The sequence below is a fragment of the Paraburkholderia sp. genome (genome assembly GCF_028283785.1).
GTDB lineage: Bacteria > Pseudomonadota > Gammaproteobacteria > Burkholderiales > Burkholderiaceae > Paraburkholderia.
In genome coordinates, this window is the sequence record NZ_JAPWKB010000019.1 from 1,016,063 (window position 1) to 1,028,834 (window position 12,772).

The 12,772-nt window shown below is 62.5% G+C and carries 16 protein-coding genes and 1 tRNA gene; 8 read left to right on the plus strand and 9 right to left on the minus strand.

Translation table 11 applies throughout. The annotated features are described in order from the left end of the window. Positions 1-94 precede the first annotated feature (94 nt). The 3 genes from aat to PW947_RS26850 form a co-directional block, all read right to left on the minus strand. On the minus strand, positions 95-832 hold the full coding sequence (aat, locus tag PW947_RS26840; RefSeq protein WP_299635398.1) for a leucyl/phenylalanyl-tRNA--protein transferase: 738 nt from the start codon (positions 830-832) through the stop codon (positions 95-97). 14 nt (positions 833-846) lie between these two features. Continuing rightward, positions 847-1,392 (minus strand): NUDIX hydrolase, encoded by a 546-nt coding sequence (locus PW947_RS26845; protein ID WP_299635399.1) that lies wholly within the window; start codon positions 1,390-1,392, stop codon positions 847-849. A 154-nt stretch (positions 1,393-1,546) separates the two neighbouring features. After that, positions 1,547-1,623: transfer RNA gene (locus PW947_RS26850), tRNA-Met, on the minus strand. Positions 1,624-1,661: 38 nt separating this feature from the next. Between PW947_RS26850 and PW947_RS26855 the strand changes: the two genes are divergently transcribed. The 3 genes from PW947_RS26855 to PW947_RS26865 all read left to right on the plus strand — a co-directional run bounded on the left by PW947_RS26855 (position 1,662) and on the right by PW947_RS26865 (position 2,759). Then, positions 1,662-1,808, plus strand: a complete 147-nt coding sequence (locus tag PW947_RS26855) for a hypothetical protein (RefSeq protein WP_299635400.1) — start codon at positions 1,662-1,664, stop codon at positions 1,806-1,808. 110 nt (positions 1,809-1,918) lie between these two features. After that, the gene (locus tag PW947_RS26860) at positions 1,919-2,416 is read left to right on the plus strand and encodes a heme-degrading domain-containing protein (RefSeq protein ID WP_299635401.1); all 498 of its coding nucleotides are present in this window, start codon (positions 1,919-1,921) and stop codon (positions 2,414-2,416) included. 4 nt (positions 2,417-2,420) lie between these two features. Then, entirely contained in the window at positions 2,421-2,759 is a 339-nt protein-coding gene (locus PW947_RS26865; protein ID WP_299635402.1) for a multidrug efflux SMR transporter, read from the plus strand. Between the two features lie 77 nt (positions 2,760-2,836). Here PW947_RS26865 and PW947_RS26870 read toward each other — a convergent pair whose 3' ends face one another. Together PW947_RS26870 and PW947_RS26875 are read right to left on the minus strand one after the other, a co-directional pair. After that, entirely contained in the window at positions 2,837-3,253 is a 417-nt protein-coding gene (locus PW947_RS26870) for a hypothetical protein (protein ID WP_299635404.1), read from the minus strand. Between the two features lie 67 nt (positions 3,254-3,320). Beyond that, positions 3,321-3,521: a hypothetical protein gene (locus tag PW947_RS26875; protein WP_299635405.1), complete on the minus strand. Its 201-nt coding sequence runs from the start codon at positions 3,519-3,521 to the stop codon at positions 3,321-3,323. Between the two features lie 248 nt (positions 3,522-3,769). Between PW947_RS26875 and PW947_RS26880 the strand changes: the two genes are divergently transcribed. Beyond that, a complete protein-coding gene (locus PW947_RS26880) occupies positions 3,770-4,063 on the plus strand; it encodes a hypothetical protein (protein WP_299635406.1) in 294 nt (97 codons plus the stop codon). 191 nt (positions 4,064-4,254) lie between these two features. Then, positions 4,255-4,551 (plus strand): DUF1488 domain-containing protein, encoded by a 297-nt coding sequence (locus tag PW947_RS26885; protein WP_299635407.1) that lies wholly within the window; start codon positions 4,255-4,257, stop codon positions 4,549-4,551. A 104-nt stretch (positions 4,552-4,655) separates the two neighbouring features. On the opposite strand, the gene PW947_RS26890 is transcribed toward PW947_RS26885, so the two are convergent. Next, positions 4,656-5,630, minus strand: a complete 975-nt coding sequence (locus tag PW947_RS26890; protein ID WP_299635408.1) for an NAD-dependent epimerase/dehydratase family protein — start codon at positions 5,628-5,630, stop codon at positions 4,656-4,658. Positions 5,631-5,823: 193 nt separating this feature from the next. On the opposite strand from PW947_RS26890, the gene PW947_RS26895 reads away from it, so the two are divergent. The 3 genes from PW947_RS26895 (at position 5,824) to PW947_RS26905 (ending at position 8,340) form a co-directional block, all read left to right on the plus strand. Next, complete coding sequence (locus tag PW947_RS26895) at positions 5,824-6,609, plus strand: TetR/AcrR family transcriptional regulator (RefSeq protein ID WP_299635409.1); 786 nt, start codon at positions 5,824-5,826, stop codon at positions 6,607-6,609. Positions 6,610-6,654: 45 nt separating this feature from the next. Beyond that, positions 6,655-7,809 (plus strand): enoyl-CoA hydratase/isomerase family protein, encoded by a 1,155-nt coding sequence (locus PW947_RS26900; RefSeq protein ID WP_299635410.1) that lies wholly within the window; start codon positions 6,655-6,657, stop codon positions 7,807-7,809. A gap of 96 nt (positions 7,810-7,905) precedes the next feature. After that, positions 7,906-8,340, plus strand: a complete 435-nt coding sequence (locus PW947_RS26905; protein WP_299635411.1) for a universal stress protein — start codon at positions 7,906-7,908, stop codon at positions 8,338-8,340. Positions 8,341-8,566: 226 nt separating this feature from the next. Here the strand turns inward: PW947_RS26905 and aceA are convergent, their stop codons facing one another. The 3 genes from aceA to PW947_RS26920 form a co-directional block, all read right to left on the minus strand. Then, positions 8,567-9,874, minus strand: coding sequence for an isocitrate lyase (aceA, locus tag PW947_RS26910; RefSeq protein WP_299635413.1), 1,308 nt, complete (start codon positions 9,872-9,874; stop codon positions 8,567-8,569). Between the two features lie 379 nt (positions 9,875-10,253). After that, positions 10,254-11,873, minus strand: a complete 1,620-nt coding sequence (locus tag PW947_RS26915) for a DEAD/DEAH box helicase (protein WP_299635414.1) — start codon at positions 11,871-11,873, stop codon at positions 10,254-10,256. Between the two features lie 457 nt (positions 11,874-12,330). Further along, the gene (locus PW947_RS26920) at positions 12,331-12,600 is read right to left on the minus strand and encodes an acyl-CoA-binding protein (protein ID WP_299635415.1); all 270 of its coding nucleotides are present in this window, start codon (positions 12,598-12,600) and stop codon (positions 12,331-12,333) included. Positions 12,601-12,772 lie beyond the last annotated feature (172 nt).

Genomic DNA, 12,772 nt, shown 5'->3' on the forward strand with positions numbered 1-12,772 from the left:
CTCGAAGCGTCACAGTTGCGCAAACCGGCGTGCACTGGCCAGGTTCTGGCGACGGCGAACCGGGGTTAATTCAGATAAACCAGAGGTGTACCCATCACGCCGCCGGCGCGAGTACATCGAGCAGCGCGGTCTTGTCGAAACGCCACGGAATAGGCGTTGCGTCGACAGACGCGCGAACATGCGCGATGAACGCCTTGCGCGCAATCTCGCGCCCACCAAGCGACGCCAGATGCGACGTGTTCTGCTGGCAGTCTATCATTTCTATTTGATGACGGCGCAAGTGTCCGACCAGCGCGGAGAGCGCGATTTTCGACGCATCCGTCACTTCGGCGAACATCGATTCGCCGAAGAACATCCGTCCGAATGCGACGCCGTACAGGCCGCCGACGCGGCGTCCTTCGTGCCATGTTTCGATGCTGTGCGCGTCGCCGGTGCGATGCAGTGCCGAGTACGCGTCGATCACATCCGACGTAATCCACGTGCCGCGCTGACCGTGACGCGGTGCTTGTGCGCACGCGCGCATCACGGCCGCGAACGCGTGATCGACGCGGATTTCCCACGCGTCGTCACGCAGTACGCGCTTCAATGTTTTACGCAGCGAAGGGGAGACCTTGAACTCGGACGGGCGCAGGATCATGCGTGGGTCGGGACTCCACCACAGCACGGGCTGGCCATCGGAATACCACGGGAAAATGCCGCGCCGGTACGCTTCGATCAGGCGGGACGGCAGCAGATCGGCACTGGCGGCGAGCAGGCCGGGTGCGCCGCTCGATTCGCCGAGCGCACGCTCGACCGGCGGAAAGGCTTCGTTGGGGCCGAGCCACGGAACCATACGCGGACGGCCGCCTAACCTTCGCGCAGCGAGCGGAAGATGTCGCCCGTGTGCAGGCTGAAACTGCCCGCGTCACGATCGGCGAAGAAAAAGCGCAGTGTCTGCCCGACGGTAGGGAAGGCGATGTCGTCCCACGGAATGTCGTGTTCTTCGAACATCTTCACTTCGAGACTTTCCTCGCCGGCTTCGATGTCGAGGTCGAGCAGACGCGCGAGATAGAACAGATGAACCTGATGCACGTGCGGGACGTTCAGCAGCGAGAACAGGCTTTGCACCTCGACGCGCGCGCCGGCTTCTTCCAGCGTTTCGCGCGACGCGGCTTCGGCCGTGGTCTCGCCCATTTCCATAAAGCCCGCGGGCAACGTCCAGTAGCCGTAACGCGGTTCGATCGCGCGACGGCACAGCAGCACCTTGTTGTCCCAAACGGGAATCGTGCCGACGACGTTGCGCGGATTCTGATAATGCACGGTGCCGCAGTTGTCGCAGACAAAGCGTTCGCGATTGTCGCCTGGCGGAATGCTCAGGCTGACCGCGTGGCCGCAAGCAGAACAGAATTTCATAGAAAGGGGCCGGAAAAGGGTGATAGGAGTTTATCACCGAGGCGCGTTTTCAAAACGACCCATGCGTGCGTGAATCGCAACGTCGCATCGTGTTTCAGGCGCTGAAAACAAAAAAGGCCTGCCGGTTTGGCAAGCCTTGATTGCTTTCGATGGTTGGTTGCGGGGGTAGGATTTGAACCTACGACCTTCGGGTTATGAGCCCGACGAGCTGCCAGACTGCTCCACCCCGCGTCCGTCGAAGAAAAGATTATAAGACAAGGAACGAGCTCGTGCAACTGCTTTCTGCAAGACGACTGTTCGACGACCTGCCGACGCGCGTTTCCAGCATTGCGACACGCGTTCGATGTGAAGCGATGTATGCGTTTGTTGAACGCTTCGGCATCAATGCGACGTTCACGTCAAAGCATGTGTCGTGAGCGCGCGCGACGCACGGGCGGTGGCCGAGTGCGAAACATGCTGCGATAGAATCGATCTCCCTGCGCCGTTACACAGGCGCCTTCTTCTTCAGCCGTTCTTCTGGTCGCTTATGGACATCGTTCACGATTTGCAGTCAATCGCCGTGCAGGAACAGACGCTCGTGTTTCCGCAGTTCGACGCCGATCGCGCGTGGCAGGTCGGTGCGTATCTGCATGAGGTGGCCAAGGCGCGCGGTCTCGCGATCGCCATCGACGTGCGCACCTTCGGGCAGCAACTGTTCTTCAGCGCGCTCGACGGCGCAACGCCCGACAACGCCGATTGGGCGCGTCGAAAGGGCAACGTGGTCGCGCATTTCCGTCGCAGTTCGTATGCGATCGGGCTGCGTTTTCAGCAGTCCGGCGGCACGCTCGCCGACAAGCACGGCATGCCGGTGTCCGAGTACGCGACGCACGGCGGCGCGTTCCCGCTGACGGTCGTGGGCGCGGGTGTGATCGGTTCGGTCACGGTGTCGGGATTGCCGCAGCGGCAGGATCACGAATTCGTCGTCGAAGCGTTGTGTGCGCATCTCGGCCACGAGTACGGCAAGCTCGCGCTTGCGAAGGCCTGATCCGATGCGCGTGCCTCCTTACGCCGTGCTCGCCATCGCCATCGTTGCCGAAGTGATTGCCACGTCCGCGCTGCGCGCGTCGAATGGCTTTTCGAAACTGTTGCCGTCGGCCGTGGTGGTGCTGGGCTACGGCGTCGCGTTTTACTGCCTGTCGCTGACGTTGCGCAGCATTCCGGTCGGGATCGTGTACGCCGTGTGGTCAGGCGCGGGCATCGTGCTGATCACGCTCGTCGCGATGGCGTTGTACCGGCAGATGCCCGACCTTCCGGCGATGATCGGGCTCGGGCTGATCATCTCGGGCGTGGCCGTGCTGAACCTGTTCTCGAAGATGGAAGCGCACTAAAGCACTCGAGATGCGGCAAGCCGTGTAAGTAAGCTGTGCCTCGCCGCATCTCGTGCGTGTTCCGGACAATGCGCGCTTTACTTGCAGCGGACGATCATCGAGCGATTCTTCACGTTCGCCGATACGACGTTCGTCACGCTGCCGCCCGTGGTTCCGCCTTCTTCGTTGTCTTTGGACACGATGTCATAACCGGTCGCGCCGCACGCTTGACCCGCCTGCACATAGCACGATGCCCAGCTCGACGCGGCATCGGCGCCGCTGCAATTCACCGCGAAGCCGGTTTCGCCGTTCGGAAGGTTGATCAACGACGTCGTATTCGACGATGCGCATGCGGCGAGGCTGGCAATCGCGAGCGCGACTACGGGCACCGCGGCGTGTCGCGCGACGCGACGGACTGCTTCGCCGGCGACGCGATCAGCGGAGGCCGGTCGCGTGGCGGCGGAATAAATGGCGAACAGATCGCGCGGGCGCAGGCGTTGCGTGCGGTGAGTCATGGAGCGTCCTTTTGAAATGATGAGAGGGAGCGAAGCGGGGCGGCGGACGACAGCGCGTCGTTGCGCGTCATCCGTCGATGCCGAGATCCAGTGAAATGCCCGCGGCGCTCACGAGCCGGCGGCTTTCCTCGCCTTCGATCGTGGCGGCGTCTTCCCAGATGCTGATCGCTTTCGGGATATCGATGCCGTGGCCTTCCGCGTAGGCGAACCATGCGTTCGCGGCCGTCGGCTCCGGTACTTCGCTGCTTTTCAGGAAATATTTTCCCATATTGTGTCTGCCTGGCTGATTTGCACCGCTCGTCGGGTTCGACAGGCGATTGGGTCGAGCGTGCGGCGCACCCCGCGCCGAACGGGTTATCGAGGCGCCCGTCATCGCTCGCGTGGGCGTACGTGGGCTCAGGTTGGCGCGCGCGGAGAACTTAACACGCGCGCAGGCGCCTTACTCTGATGAAGCATCCGCTGCTTGCAGCGGATAGCAAACAATGCGCCACCGTGCGCAACTCGAGGAGAGCGAAGATGGCAGAACGTGTCAGCGGTCCATATCGCGGGTATTACATCAGCGCGGCGGCGCGGCTCGTGCCGTCGCCGGAAGCCGCGCCTTTGCACGGCGGCAAATACGTCGGCTCGGTCAGTCTTGCGCAGCACGGTCCTGACGATCCGCGCCGCGTCGAGACGCTGATCGATCTCGGTGACGAGCAACGCTTCGCCACCGACGCCGAAGCGCTCGATTTCGTCGAGCAGGCGGCGCGCACCTTCGTCGACAGGTTGATCGACGGCGCAAAAGAGTCGGATGCGCTGAAGGGCGCGTGACGGGTTCGCAGTGCGCTGGCGGCGTCGCCCGGGCGGCATGGGTTCGACGACGTCGCCGCGTTTCACTGCTTTCGCCGACGGTGGACTGCGCACGCGCGGCGCGAGTACCATAACCGCGTTATGCGATTCCGTCCGTTTCCGTTTCGGTTTCCGGGCGGTGTCAGTTACCTGATCCCTGCGAAGAGGCGAGCATGGAAATTCGGTTTCCGGCGGATGCGCCCGCATACCGCGATTCCAATCTGACCGTTGTATTTGCTGCGCTGGTGGACGGCGAGCGCGTGCCGTGCGCGATTTCCGTCGAGGCACTCGAAGATCACTTCGGCGCCAGCAGCGAAGATTTCGACGGATGGATGCGGGCTTTCGATGCCGGACGACCCCGGATCGAAGCGGTGGCGCGCGAGCATCTTCAGATCAGCAACGGCTTGCCGGTGCTGCTCAAAAGCGGTCACTTTCCGCCCGGCGACGCGCTGTCTGCGATGAGCGCCTGATAGCGTCGTGCGGCTTTCGCGCCGGACCGATGCACGAACCCGCCCACAGCCGCCTTTTGCTCGCCTTTCAGCCGCCTGCGCGCCACGCGCACGGCAGCGCGATCTCACGCAGGCGCGGCGAGCGTGTTTGCCGCGCACGCCGCCTCGTGTGACAGACGAATGCCTTCGTCATACGAGGTTTTCCTGAACGGACCGATCAGCGCCCGCAGCGCCGTGTCATCGAGAATGACCGGATCCGTCAGCAGGTAATGCATTTCCACCAGCTCGCGCATCAACGGATTGAACAGTCCGAGCACGCGCAGCATCGTCTTGCCGGCAACCATCAGCTTCGGTTCGCGACCGGCCAGCGCGTACGCTTTCCCGGCGACGGCGCGCGGTGTGATGATGCCCGCACCCGCCAGATGCAGCCACCGGCCGAACGCGTTCGGCGTGCGCGTCAACGTCTCCACGACCGGCCCGATATCGGGCAGGAACACGAATTCGTGCGGCACGTCGATCGGGCCGATCATCTGCGCGCGTCCACCGGTTGTCGCGCCCTTGAACACGCCGTCGAGAAAACTGCGTTCGACGCCCGGACCGTAGAAATCCGGCAGCCGCAACACCAGCGTGGACAGACCGCTGCGACCATGCGCGTCCAGCACGAGATTTTCCTGCGCGAGCCGCATTTTTCCCTTGAACGTGTGCGGCTCGCGCGGATGCGCTTCCGTCACCGGATTGCCGTGCGGCCGCCCATACGGATAGACCGTGCCGATCAGGATCAACTGTTCGACGCCGGCCGCGATCAGCCCGTCCAGCGTTTTCTGCATCAACGGCGGATGTGACGCGAACTGATCGTACGGGACGCCGACCAGATAGATTGCCGTGTGCAAACCCGCTGCGGCAGCGATGACGGACGATGGATCGTCCGGATTCCACGTGACGATTTCCGCGTGCGGATCGCGACCGAACGCGGCTTCGAGCGGCGCGCGCGACCGTCCGATTGCACGGTAATGACGCCCGGCCGCGCTCAATGCTGCAGCGATGCGGTGACCGGCCGCGCCCGCAGCGCCGAACAGGCCCACTTTCCCGAGTGTATTCATGACTTCTCCTCACGTGCGTGCTGACGACGGCCGTGGAATTCGTCCACATAAAGCGAGATTTTCAGCCCGGATTTCACCCGGATTCAAACCCGATTCCGGTTGAAATTGAGATGTGAAAATTTACTAAACGACGTTCAGTGAACGGTGTTCAGTTTAATTTGACTTTTCAGTTTGTCAATCTGAAAATAGACGCATGGGAATCGCCGAAAGAAAGAATCGCCAGAAGGTGGCTTTGCGCGAACGTATCCTCGACGCCGCGCGGCGCATCGTCATGCGCGAAGGTTTCGCCGCGTTGTCGATGCGCAAGATCGCCGACGCAATCGAATACTCGCCGGCCACGTTGTATCTGCATTTCGCCAGTCGCGACGAGATCGCGCAGGCGTTGTGCTCGGAAGGCTATGCGCAATTGCTCGCCACGTTTTCGCCGGCTGCGCATATCGCGGACCCGGCTGAACGCCTGAAGGCGATCGGCCGCGCGTATGTTGCGTTCGGCACCGCGCATCCGCAGACGTACCGGCTGATCTTCATGGAAGACCCGGCGTACACGGGCGCGACGCTTATCGCGGCAGACGCGAACAACGACGGCGACGAAGCGTTGCGCATGATGATCGCCGCGTTCGACGAACTGAAAGCGGCGGGGCGTATCGCCAGCGAGATGAACAGCGCCGTGTGCGCCGAAGCGTTGTGGGCGACCCTGCACGGCATCGTATCGTTGAGGCTGACGTGCTCGGTGTTTCCGAGCGTATCGCTGGAGTCGGTGCTTGAGACGTCGCTGGCGGCGTGGTTCGGCGGGTCCGTTGGGTTGGCTTCCACCGGTTCTCCGGCGTCCGGCGTCCCGCAAAACCGAGTCGCGTCGGATCAACCCGACCAACCCGATGACCCGCCGCATCCCGAGGCCGACGCAGCCGACCCGCCTGCGCCACGCGCGGCAAGATCCGCGCGGCCGCGCCGCGCCGCCGCAAAGCCGAAGCTCGCGTGATACCTTCGTGCTCTGACCGACTACCCGAATCAGCCCGTTCTGCCCATGTCCACTCAAGACCCGCTCGGCATCACTGACGAAATCAAGGCTTACGTTGCAAACCGGATCGGCTTTATCGAACTGGATCGCCCCAAGGCGCTGAATGCGCTGTCCGTCGACATGATTCGCGGCATTCAGACCGCGTTCGATCACTGGCGCGAAAATCCGGAGGTGCTGGCCGTCGTGCTGCGCAGCGACCATGCGCGCGCGTTTTGCGCGGGCGGCGACGTGCGGTTTCTGTACGAGGCGTCGCAGCGCGGCGAGCACGCGGCGCGCGAAGCGTTTTTCATCGACGAATACCGGCTCAATCACGCGATGTTCACGTATCCGAAGCCGATCGTCGCGCTGACGAATGGCGTCGTGATGGGCGGCGGCATGGGTATTTCGCAACCCGCGCATCGCACGGGCGGTCTGCGCGTGGTGACCGGTTCCACCAAAATGGCGATGCCGGAGACGCGGATCGGGTTGTTTCCGGACGTCGGCGTGGCCTGGTTTATGGCGCGCACGCCGGGCGCGCTGGGCCGTTACCTCGCGGTGACGGGCGAGACCATTGTTGCGGCCGACGCGCTCTACGCGGGCCTGGCCGACGTCTATCTCGACGATGACGTTCTGCCCGCGCTGTTTGACCTGTTGCGCACCGATCATTTCGAGTTCGGCGACGACGTGGTCGCGTGCGTGCGGCAACTGGCGGCAGGACCGGGCGCGCCAAAACCCGACGCGTCGTCGCTGGCGGCGTCGCGTCGGTGGATCGACCGGCATTTTGCGTTGCCGGATATGCGGCAGATTCTGGCGTCGCTGGAAGCGACCCGTGACGGCGAAGACACGCACGGCGACGACGACGGCGAAGCCCGCGACTGGGCCGAGCAGATGATCGGCGTGTTGCGTGAACGCTCGCCGCTGTCCATGGCGGTTTCGCTCGAAGTCGTGACGCGCGCCGAAGGCACGATGGCCGACGTGTTACGCCGCGATCTCGACCTGACGCATACGTCGTTCGCGAATGGCGACGTGCTCGAAGGCATCCGCGCGCGCATCATCGACAAGGACAACGCGCCGCACTGGCGTTTCGCGCGCATCGAAGACGTCACGCCGACCGACGTCGCGGCCATGTTCGAAAGCCCGTGGGGCGCGGCGGATCATCCGTTGCGCGATCTGCAAGGCTGAGCATCGCGCACGGAACTGCGTCGAACAACGCCGATAAGCGATCCCGCGCGACCTACACTTAAAGCGTAGGCGCGCGCGGCGCGAAAGGAGCATGAATTGTTCACGCACATTCTGGTTCCGACCGACGGTTCCGATCTCTCGCGCAAGGCGATCGACGGCGCGATCGACCTCGCCAAAACCGTCGGCGCGCGCCTCACGGCGTACGCGTGTTTGCCGCAATATCCGTATTCGCCGTTTTCCGAAGTCGTGTTGGAGCCGCCCGTCGAGTTTCTCGAACGCGGCGAGCGCGAGGCGCGCGCGCATCTGCGCGAAGTCGAGGAGTGCGCGATGCGCGTCGGCGTGCATGTCGAATGCCGCACGAGCGTGCATCCGTCGCCGTATCTCGGCATCATCGAAACGGCGGAGCAGGGCGGTTGCGACGTGATCTTCATGGCATCGCACGGCAGGCGCGGAATCGGCAGTCTGCTGATCGGCAGCGAGACGCAACGCGTGCTGACGCATACGCGTATTCCGGTGATCGTCTATCGGTAGATCATCAGTTCGCCGCTCGTCGCGAGCAAAAAAACGCCGGCATCGCGCCGGCGCTTGATGATTGCGGTGCATGCCCCTTCGTGCACGCACCACGTTCCCCCTGATTCCGACGCCGGTCATCTCGCACTGACGGCGCCTGTCTTTTGCCCTTTCGTTTTTTTGAGTCGAAGCTTGCAGCGGTCGTCACGCAAGTACGTCGTGACGACCCCGGCAACCGCGAATACCCTTAAGCAACCTTCTTGTCGAAGAACTGTTCGTCTTCCGTCGAGCCGTGCAGCGCGGTCGTCGATGCTTCGCGTTCGACCGTTTGCGTGACTGCGTCGAAGTAGCCGGTGCCGACTTCGCGTTGATGCTTGACCGCGGTGAAGCCCTTTTCGGCGGCGGCGAATTCGGCCTGCTGCATTTCCACGAACGCGCTCATCTGGTTGCGTGCATAGCCGTGCGCGAGGTTGAACATCGAGTAGTTCAGCGCGTGGAAACCGGCCAGCGTGATGAACTGGAACTTGTAGCCCATTGCGCCGAGTTCCTTCTGGAACTTCGCGATCGTCGCGTCGTCCAGATTCTTCTTCCAGTTGAACGACGGCGAGCAGTTGTACGCCAGCAGCTTGTCCGGGAACTGCTTGTGGATCGCGTCGGCGAATTGCTTCGCGAATTCGAGGTCGGGCTTGCCGGTTTCGCACCAGATCATGTCGGCGTACGGCGCGTAGGCCAAGCCGCGCGAGATGGCTTGCTCGATGCCCGGACGGGTGCGGTAGAAGCCTTCCACCGTACGTTCGCCGGTCAGGAACGGCTTGTCGTTGTCGTCGATGTCGGACGTGACGAGATCGGCGGCTTCCGCGTCGGTGCGGGCGAGCAGGATTGTCGGCGTGCCGCAGACGTCGGCGGCGAGGCGCGCGGCGCTCAGCTTCGCGACGTTTTCACGCGTCGGCACCAGCACCTTGCCGCCCATGTGACCGCATTTCTTCACCGAAGCGAGCTGATCTTCGAAGTGAACGCCTGCCGCGCCGGCTTCGATCATCGCCTTCATCAGTTCGAACGCATTCAGCACGCCACCGAAACCGGCTTCCGCATCGGCCACGATCGGCTGGAAGAAATCGACGTAGCCTTCGTCGCCGGGATTCTTGCCTTCCGACCATTGAATCTGATCGGCGCGCGTCAGCGTGTTGTTGATGCGCTTGACCACCAGCGGCACCGAGTTGGCCGGATACAGCGACTGATCCGGATACATTTCGCCAGCGACGTTGGCGTCGCCCGCCACCTGCCAGCCCGACAGATAGATCGCCTTCAGACCGGCCTTGACCTGCTGCATGGCCTGATTGCCGGTCAATGCGCCGAGCGAGTTGACGAACGGCTCGCTATGGATGCTTTCCCACAGTTTTTGCGCGCCGCGCTTCGCGAGCGTGTGATCGACTTGCACCGAACCCCGCAGGCGCACCACGTCCTCGGCCGAATAGCTGCGCTTGATGCCCTTCCAGCGCGGATCGGTTTCCCATTGCTGATGGAGTTGCTGTGCTTGCTGGCTGCGTGACGTCATGGTGTGCTCCTTGTTTGCCTGAGATGGTTTTTCGATGACTCTGGTCTTCACGAAGCGGTGCGCCGGAGGCGTTTCGTTCGTGAAGTCTTATATAAGAGTCTAGGCAAAAGGCCATGCGGGTAAAAGTCGCGACGCAGTCTTTTCGATAGATTTTTTATTCAATAAAAACAATGTGTTATTTGACGCATTTTGCATCGTAAAAAGATGTTTTCCATCTTGCAACGAGACCGTTTGTGCCGTGCAGCACGATTTTTTACGACGCAAAAAAATTTTCCACATCGTGAAATCTTGGTTGGGGCGAAAAAAAACCGGCGCATCTGCACCGGTTTCTTTTGAAGCAGGGCGGTGAAGCACCGCCCGTTTTCGTCCAGCAAGCTAATTAGCTGCCGCGACGTGCCGTACGCGGGCCGTCGCTGCGGCGTGCGCCGTAGCCGCCGTCACGCGAACCGCCGTAGCCTTCACGCGAGCCGCTGCCTGCCGGCTTGCTGCCCCAGCTGCTGCCGCCCGAACGCGCGCCGCCGCCGCCGTTGCCCCCACCATTGCCGCCAGTACCGGCCGGCTTGCCCGAACCGCTACCGAAGCGGCGGCCACCACCAGCGCCACCGCCCGGACGGCCACGGCCGCCAAAGCCAGGACGGCCGCCACCACCCGACGGAGCCGACTTGCGCGGCTCGAAGCCTGCGACGACATTGACCGGCAGCGGTGTGCGCACGAAACGCTCGATGCGCTTCAGCGCGCCTTGCTCTGCGTGGTGCACGAGGCTGACCGCGATACCCGAGCGACCAGCACGGCCGGTACGGCCGATACGGTGCACGTAGTCTTCAGCAAACTTCGGCAGATCGTAGTTGAACACGTGCGTGATGCCCGGGATGTCGATACCGCGAGCAGCGACGTCCGTTGCGACCAGCACGCGAACACGACGCTCGCGCAGTGCCTTGATGGTGCGGTTACGCGCGCCTTGCGGCAGATCGCCGTGCAATGCAGCCGATTCGAAACCGGCGTCGGCCAGACGGCCTGCCAGCTGGTCAGCGTCCATCTTGGTTGCGGTGAAAACGATAGCCTGGTCGAGGCCTTCGGCGCGCAGCAGATGGTCGAGCAGACGATCCTTGTGATCGCGGTCGTCAACGTAATGGACGGTCTGCGCGATGTTCGTGCGCTGTTCCAGACGTTGAACGATTTCGATGCGTTCCGGATCCTTCAGCAGGCGGCCCGTCAGCGAACCGATCTTGCCGTCGAGCGTAGCCGAGAACAGCATCGTTTGACGCGTTGCCGGCGTAGCGGCCACGATCGTTTCGATGTCGTCGATAAAGCCCATGTCGAGCATGCGGTCGGCTTCGTCGAGCACCAGCATTTGCAGTTGCGACAGGTCAATACGACCGCGTTCCAGATGGTCCAGCAGACGGCCCGGCGTAGCAACCAGGATTTCCGGGTTCTTCGCGAGCAGCATCAATTGTTGACCATAAGCGACGCCGCCGAGAATGCTGACGGTGCGCAGGCGCTTCAGGTGCTTGCCGTACGTCGATGCGGCGGTCGTGACTTGCATCGCGAGTTCGCGCGTCGGCGTCAGGACCAGCAGGCCCGGACGTGCGACCGGTTGCGGACGGCGTGCGCGGCTGTCGGCGCCGGCCGGACGCGCTTCGCGCGGTTGCGCGTCTTTCAGTTTCTGGATCTGCGCGAAACGCTCGATGGCGGGCAGCATGAACGCTGCGGTCTTGCCCGAACCGGTCGGGCTGGAAACCAGCAGGTCACGGCCGGCGATACCGGCGGGAATGGCGCGTTGTTGAACCGGCGTCGGCGCCGTATAACCGGCAGCCGTCAGCGCGGAAATGATTTCCGGCGACAGACCCAGCGATTCGAACGTCGGACCGGTCGGCTCTGCGGCTTGGGCCACGGCCGCTGCGGGTGCTTGTGCAGCATCGGCTGCAACGGCGGGCGTGTCGAGACCGAATGTTTGATCGGCGATGGCGTTCAACGGGCTGGAAGTATTGCTCGAAGTCATGAGAATCCTTGATACACAGGGGATAAAACGTCGGCGCCAATCGGCATACCCAAGTCGTCGGATTCAGCGAGCAATGAAGCAGCGAGCAAATCGAAAAACGGGGGCAGCTCGCGACAATGAAGGCGAGCTTTTCGTTAGAAGCTGTATCGGATGCGACATGCCAAATGGCGCGTCGCCAGCCTGGGACATGACGGCCCGTGGGGGCCAGGCAGGAGGGGACAGGTTCTAAACTGGATTGGAGCAAAACGCTACGAGGCGCTGCGCCGCAAGACCGGAACAAGCCGGGCAGAAGCAGTGAAGCGCAGGCAGCATTGTATCTCGTTTTTGCTGCACCGCGCCAACCTTTTAGGAAGTTTCCTGGAGAAAACCGCGTTCAGACGCGTCGTCCGACGCGGATTAATTCGTCAAATCTTGCGTTGGTGTTCGCGTCAAGCGGTTTGGGTGGCAAACGCCTGCGTCACGCCGCCGCACCACTTTTCAGCGTTTCGACGAGTTCGGCATATTGCTGCTTCGCAGCGTCTTGCGACGTGCCTTTCAGCGCGCCCCAGGCTTCATATTTGTATTTGCCGACGATATCGGTGAAACCGGGCTTGTCGCCGTGGACGTCGCCTAAAGTGGCCTGCTTGTACAGCGCGTAAAGGCGCAGCAGCGTCAGATTGCCGGGGCGCTCCGGCAGCTTTTGCACGTCTTCGTGGGCTTGTGCGAATTGCGCGTCGACGTCGCTCATAGATGTTCTCCGGACTAAATATGAATTGCGGGATAGGCCAACGATCATATCAAGCGCGATTCTCGATGGGGTTGAATCAGACCGAATCGGGCTGGAGAGATTCTTCCAAACCGTGACGCCGGGCGATCGGATCCGGATGAAATGATCAGAAGTAAAAGGGCAGTTTCCAGCA

Bases quoted from the DNA above. Each gene is read 5' to 3' on its own strand.
- PW947_RS26920 (WP_299635415.1), bottom strand. From the start codon at position 12,600: ATGAGCGACGTCGACGCGCAATTCGCACAAGCCCACGAAGACGTGCAA.
- PW947_RS26845 (WP_299635399.1), bottom strand. From the start codon at position 1,392: ATGAAATTCTGTTCTGCTTGCGGCCACGCGGTCAGCCTGAGCATTCCG.
- PW947_RS26865 (WP_299635402.1), top strand. From the start codon at position 2,421: ATGCGCGTGCCTCCTTACGCCGTGCTCGCCATCGCCATCGTTGCCGAA.
- aceA (WP_299635413.1), bottom strand. From the start codon at position 9,874: ATGACGTCACGCAGCCAGCAAGCACAGCAACTCCATCAGCAATGGGAA.
- PW947_RS26885 (WP_299635407.1), top strand. From the start codon at position 4,255: ATGGAAATTCGGTTTCCGGCGGATGCGCCCGCATACCGCGATTCCAAT.
- PW947_RS26870 (WP_299635404.1), bottom strand. From the start codon at position 3,253: ATGACTCACCGCACGCAACGCCTGCGCCCGCGCGATCTGTTCGCCATT.
- aat (WP_299635398.1), bottom strand. From the start codon at position 832: ATGGTTCCGTGGCTCGGCCCCAACGAAGCCTTTCCGCCGGTCGAGCGT.
- PW947_RS26880 (WP_299635406.1), top strand. From the start codon at position 3,770: ATGGCAGAACGTGTCAGCGGTCCATATCGCGGGTATTACATCAGCGCG.
- PW947_RS26890 (WP_299635408.1), bottom strand. From the start codon at position 5,630: ATGAATACACTCGGGAAAGTGGGCCTGTTCGGCGCTGCGGGCGCGGCC.
- PW947_RS26900 (WP_299635410.1), top strand. From the start codon at position 6,655: ATGTCCACTCAAGACCCGCTCGGCATCACTGACGAAATCAAGGCTTAC.
- PW947_RS26875 (WP_299635405.1), bottom strand. From the start codon at position 3,521: ATGGGAAAATATTTCCTGAAAAGCAGCGAAGTACCGGAGCCGACGGCC.
- PW947_RS26895 (WP_299635409.1), top strand. From the start codon at position 5,824: ATGGGAATCGCCGAAAGAAAGAATCGCCAGAAGGTGGCTTTGCGCGAA.
- PW947_RS26915 (WP_299635414.1), bottom strand. From the start codon at position 11,873: ATGACTTCGAGCAATACTTCCAGCCCGTTGAACGCCATCGCCGATCAA.
- PW947_RS26860 (WP_299635401.1), top strand. From the start codon at position 1,919: ATGGACATCGTTCACGATTTGCAGTCAATCGCCGTGCAGGAACAGACG.